Genomic DNA, 4,103 nt, shown 5'->3' with positions numbered 1-4,103 from the left:
TGATTTGACCACATCTGCAACACCTCGCGCTTCTCCTTGACGTTGCTATAGAGATTGTAGATTTCGCCAATGTCTGTCAAGGACGCCGCCTTGTGATTCAGTATGTGCTCGATGACGTGTGGCAATACCTGCCGCCTGCCGAGATTTGTCGCGAGCGTCCTGCGCAGATCGTGAAGGGTCCAGTTCTCCAAAGCCACCCCGTCAGTATTGACCTTGCCGTCTAGAGCCTTCTTGCCCTTCGCGTAGCCTGAGAAGTGGCTTCTTTCGTTGCCCCTCGCAGGGAAAAAAACGTGTCATTGGTCTTCGGTACCGTCTGGGGGACCGACACCGCCAGTGTGGACAGCGGAATAAGCGTAGGCTCTTCGTTCTTCGTGCGGTCACCCGATAGTTCCATGTTCCGGCTTCAAGGTTGAGGACCAACGCATCGCGGCAACTTCCGTACGCCTCTGTCCGGTCAGAATGAGCAGCTTGACGATGGAGCCGAACGAATAGCCGATATCGCCCGGTTCGGGCTCACAGCCCGTTCATATAGCCGCCAGTTCGGCATCGTTCACCACTCGCTTGCGCTTGACGATCGGGGCCGGATCCGGATTTTCCAATCCCTCGCGGGGAAACCGCGGATGAGCCGTTGCGGCGGTTTGCGACACCAGTTGAAAAATGCCCGCATACACCAGAAGGCCGTGTTAGCCGCTTGCGGGTGACCCCCGGCGACGATCTTCTTGGTGATGTTAGCAATGTCGGTGTCGATCACATGGTGGATAGAGCGACTCCCGAGGGCAGGCACAAGATACCGGTTCAGGCTGGCCTCGACCAGTGCGGTGTTTTGAGGGTCGTTACTCGGCGGCCTGGAGGTGACCGCCATCGCCGTCCTCGGTATCGTCAGCGCTGATATGCGCCTGATCGGCAAGGAAGGCTGGCAGTTCCGATGGAGCTATGCTGGAATTTGGGTGACGAGGCTGATCAAGCGGCGCTCTGCGGCTTCGTTTCGATGACCTGGATTCCGTCCAGGAACCGGCACCTGCGATGAGTTTCGGCAACTGATTTTGTCCTTTCAATCGTCGCCACTTCCTGGCCGCGGCCAACAGCTTGAAGACCATCAGCTGGGCGGTTTTCGAGGATAGCGAGCCCTTGGTACGCACCGTGCGATAGCGAACGGTTGCAAAGACGCTTTCGATGGGATTGGACGTTCGCAGATGATCCCAGTGTTGGGCGGGGAAATCGTAGAGCGCCAGCGACGCAATATGATCTTTCGTCAGGCAGTCGACCGCCTTGGCATACGCCTCGGCCTCCATCTCGATCGCATGTGCAAGCAATTTGCGCGCGCCGCTGCGAAGTACATCCGTCAGGGTATCATCGATTTCGTCGGGCTGACGAAGGCGAACAATGTGTTGATAGTCTCGTTCATGGCGTATCACTCTCCTTGAGAGGTACTGGCAGGCTTCATCACCCGCCTCGATACGCCGCTCTCCTCAAGCCGCCATCATCCAGTTTCCGCCATGGCTCCCCCTGATTGATCCGCTTCACCTGTGCAACTGCACAGGCTGCCCTAGCGGGGAGATTGGCCTCCAATGGCGAAAACTTGCCGCAGGAGACCCTCCGATGACCGTGCCTATGGCGCCGCCGCTACGACAACTTGCCGACAAGCAGCGTGCGATCCACTGCCGCGCTACTGCGCCTTCAAGGGACGTCTGGATCGCGACGCAGGAGCCGATGACCGTTACGGGATCAATTCCAGGTCGCGCTGGCCGTCGCTGTGCCAGTTCGACGGTCTGGTGGCAATTTGGGCACATCTTCTGTCGCCGACAGTGGCGATGGCTGACGCTTCAACGAAACGGGGTCTTCGACGTCTGCTGCCTTCGCCGATGCTTTGCGAAGTGGCATAATGTTTCGACTCACGCAGGCGCGGGCAGGGGATGTCAGTCATGAATCTCCTGACTGGCGCGGATCAGGCCGATTGGCGGGATGAAAGATCATACGACTACACCGCTGGCCTGACGCTGCGGGAGTGGGCTTGGGAGTTCTTACGCCGCAATCCAGCGTTCCAGCGCGATCTGACCGCTGCGCGCCAGCATTGCAAGACTTGGTCTCTCCAATCCTTTCTCGATATGGTCGCGTCGGCCGGCGACCTGTCACGCTGGGGTGTTCTGTTTCGCGGAGTCTTGTGGCCGCGCTTCGGTCGTATTCTGGTGTCCGCTCTGGTGCGTCCATGTGCTGCCGGTCATTGCGGAACGGTTGCCTGCCTCGTCGCCGACACCGCCGTTCGAACTCTCGGCATTGCCCTGTCGTGCAATCGTCCTGCTGGCGCCCGACAAGAGCCAGCATGTTCTTCTTCGCAATGCGGACCACGCGCTGCAGCTCGCCGTCTCGGGCGCGAATATCCTCCACCGTGTTTGCCTGCATACGCAAGCCATCTGGCCCGCGGTGCTTTTAAAGCATCGACTGAGGGGACTGGAGTGCCTCAATGCTCTCAGTCTAGGGCAACAGTTGCCCCCCCGCTTGTTTGCGCCGGAAAAGCGCGGCGTTCGTTTGTCCTTCGTTCTTCGTGCGCTCGACGGTTCGCTCGCCGGAGCACCTCATCGCGAGCTCGCCGAAGTTCTCATCGGTCAACGGCGCGTCCATGCCGACTGGGCGGATCCTCGCGATCATCTGCGCGACCGCATCCGTCGGGCCGTCTCGCGTGGCCGCGCGCTCATGAATGGTGGCTACAGAGATTTCCTAATTTGAAAAGCGACAGTCCGCGCTGTGCGTCGGTGAATGAACGTTCGCTCGCAGCTGTACCCGTCACCAACAGTTCGCCCGCCGACAGGACTGCATGGCGCCTTGCAAGTGCGCTCTGGTCTAGCTTGTCGATGCCGAAATGAGATGGGCGAGGGTGCCAAGGCGGTGGTTCATTAGGGCCGGCCTCGACCTGGACGCACATCATTGGTCGGAAAGCGGCGTGCACCGCAATGTCGCCATAGCAGCCAAGATCCTTTGAGTCCGGACCTGCAGTCCTGTTGGACCGGCGGGGGCAACAATATGGAGGGATTTGAGGCCTCACACCGTTCCCTGGTCGACAGCTCGGTCAGACATAGCACCCACCGCTTGATTATGGAAATGGTGTGCCTGGAGTGCAGCGAGTAGCGGCTTGCTGCGCACTGTCCTAAGAATAGCAGTCATGACCCGTCTGGGGGTCTGCAACACGACGATTCAACCGCTTGGGCATTGTCGCATATCCCACAATGTAGAATGCGCAACAGGGCAAAAGCTGATCCATCGGCGGTTTATCAATGCTTTTTGGCTTGGCACGGCACATGCAACGCAATCGGCAAAAGGCGCACGAACTGAGTGGCCCATCGGCCCTAGGAGCGCTGACTTATGCCCTCCCAAGGCATGTCCGGCCCGGCAGCGAGCTCAGTCTCCTGCCGGGCATCCGTGTTTCAGGTCAACGGCGTTTGGAACTTCCAATTAGGTGGCGGCATTGACCGCAGGCCGCCCCCCGGTGGGGCGGAGAGACAGTGCAGCAGGTTTCAAATCCCGCCCATGCAAAGATATTTCATTTCCAGATAGTCCTCGAGGCCATGACGGGAACCCTCCCGCCCGATGCCGGATTGTTTGATCCCGCCAAACGGTGCCGCCTCCGAGGACATGCGTCCCGTGTTGATGCCAACCATGCCATATTCCAGAGCCTCTGCCACACGCCAGACCCGCTTCAGGTTTGAGGCATAGAAGTATGCGGCGAGGCCGTAGATCGTGTCATTGGCCTCGCGCACGACCTGATCCGCATCGTTGAAGCGAATGATCGGCGCGAGCGGCCCGAATGTCTCCTCTTGCGCGACTGCCATGACGCTGGAAATCTCGGTGAGGACCGTGGGTTCGAAAAACGTGCCATTCTTGCCGATACGCTGGCCCCCGCATCGTATTGTGCCGCCTTTCGCAATGGCATCTGCGATGTGAGACTCGATCTTGGCCAGAGCATGCTTGTCGATGAGCGGTCCGATGTCCACTCCGGCATCGAATCCGTCGCCAACCGACAAGTGCCGGATTCTTTCCACGAATTTCTTGACGAACTCATCGTGAACGCTCGATTGGACGTAAATGCGGTTCGCGGAAACGCAGGTCTG

Annotated in this window: 2 protein-coding genes and 1 pseudogene; 1 reads left to right on the top strand and 2 read right to left on the bottom strand. The window is 59.2% G+C overall.

All coding sequences use genetic code 11. The features are described from left to right. Positions 1–960: 960 nt before the first annotated feature. Positions 961–1,271, bottom strand: a pseudogene (locus tag EOB59_RS33885) (IS256 family transposase); the annotation flags it as partial. Between the two features lie 937 nt (positions 1,272–2,208). On the opposite strand from EOB59_RS33885, the gene EOB59_RS33880 reads away from it, so the two are divergent. After that, complete coding sequence (locus EOB59_RS33880; protein ID WP_245486876.1) at positions 2,209–2,724, top strand: DUF2285 domain-containing protein; 516 nt, start codon at positions 2,209–2,211, stop codon at positions 2,722–2,724. A gap of 785 nt (positions 2,725–3,509) precedes the next feature. Here the strand turns inward: EOB59_RS33880 and EOB59_RS33875 are convergent. Beyond that, positions 3,510–4,103 (bottom strand): aldehyde dehydrogenase family protein (locus tag EOB59_RS33875; RefSeq protein WP_128290242.1); only part of this gene is annotated, 594 nt, incomplete at its 5' end.

The organism is Mesorhizobium sp. M7A.F.Ca.MR.176.00.0.0 (assembly GCF_004023165.1).
Taxonomy (GTDB): Bacteria; Pseudomonadota; Alphaproteobacteria; order Rhizobiales; family Rhizobiaceae; genus Mesorhizobium.
This window is presented reverse-complemented; position numbering and strand designations above follow the sequence as displayed.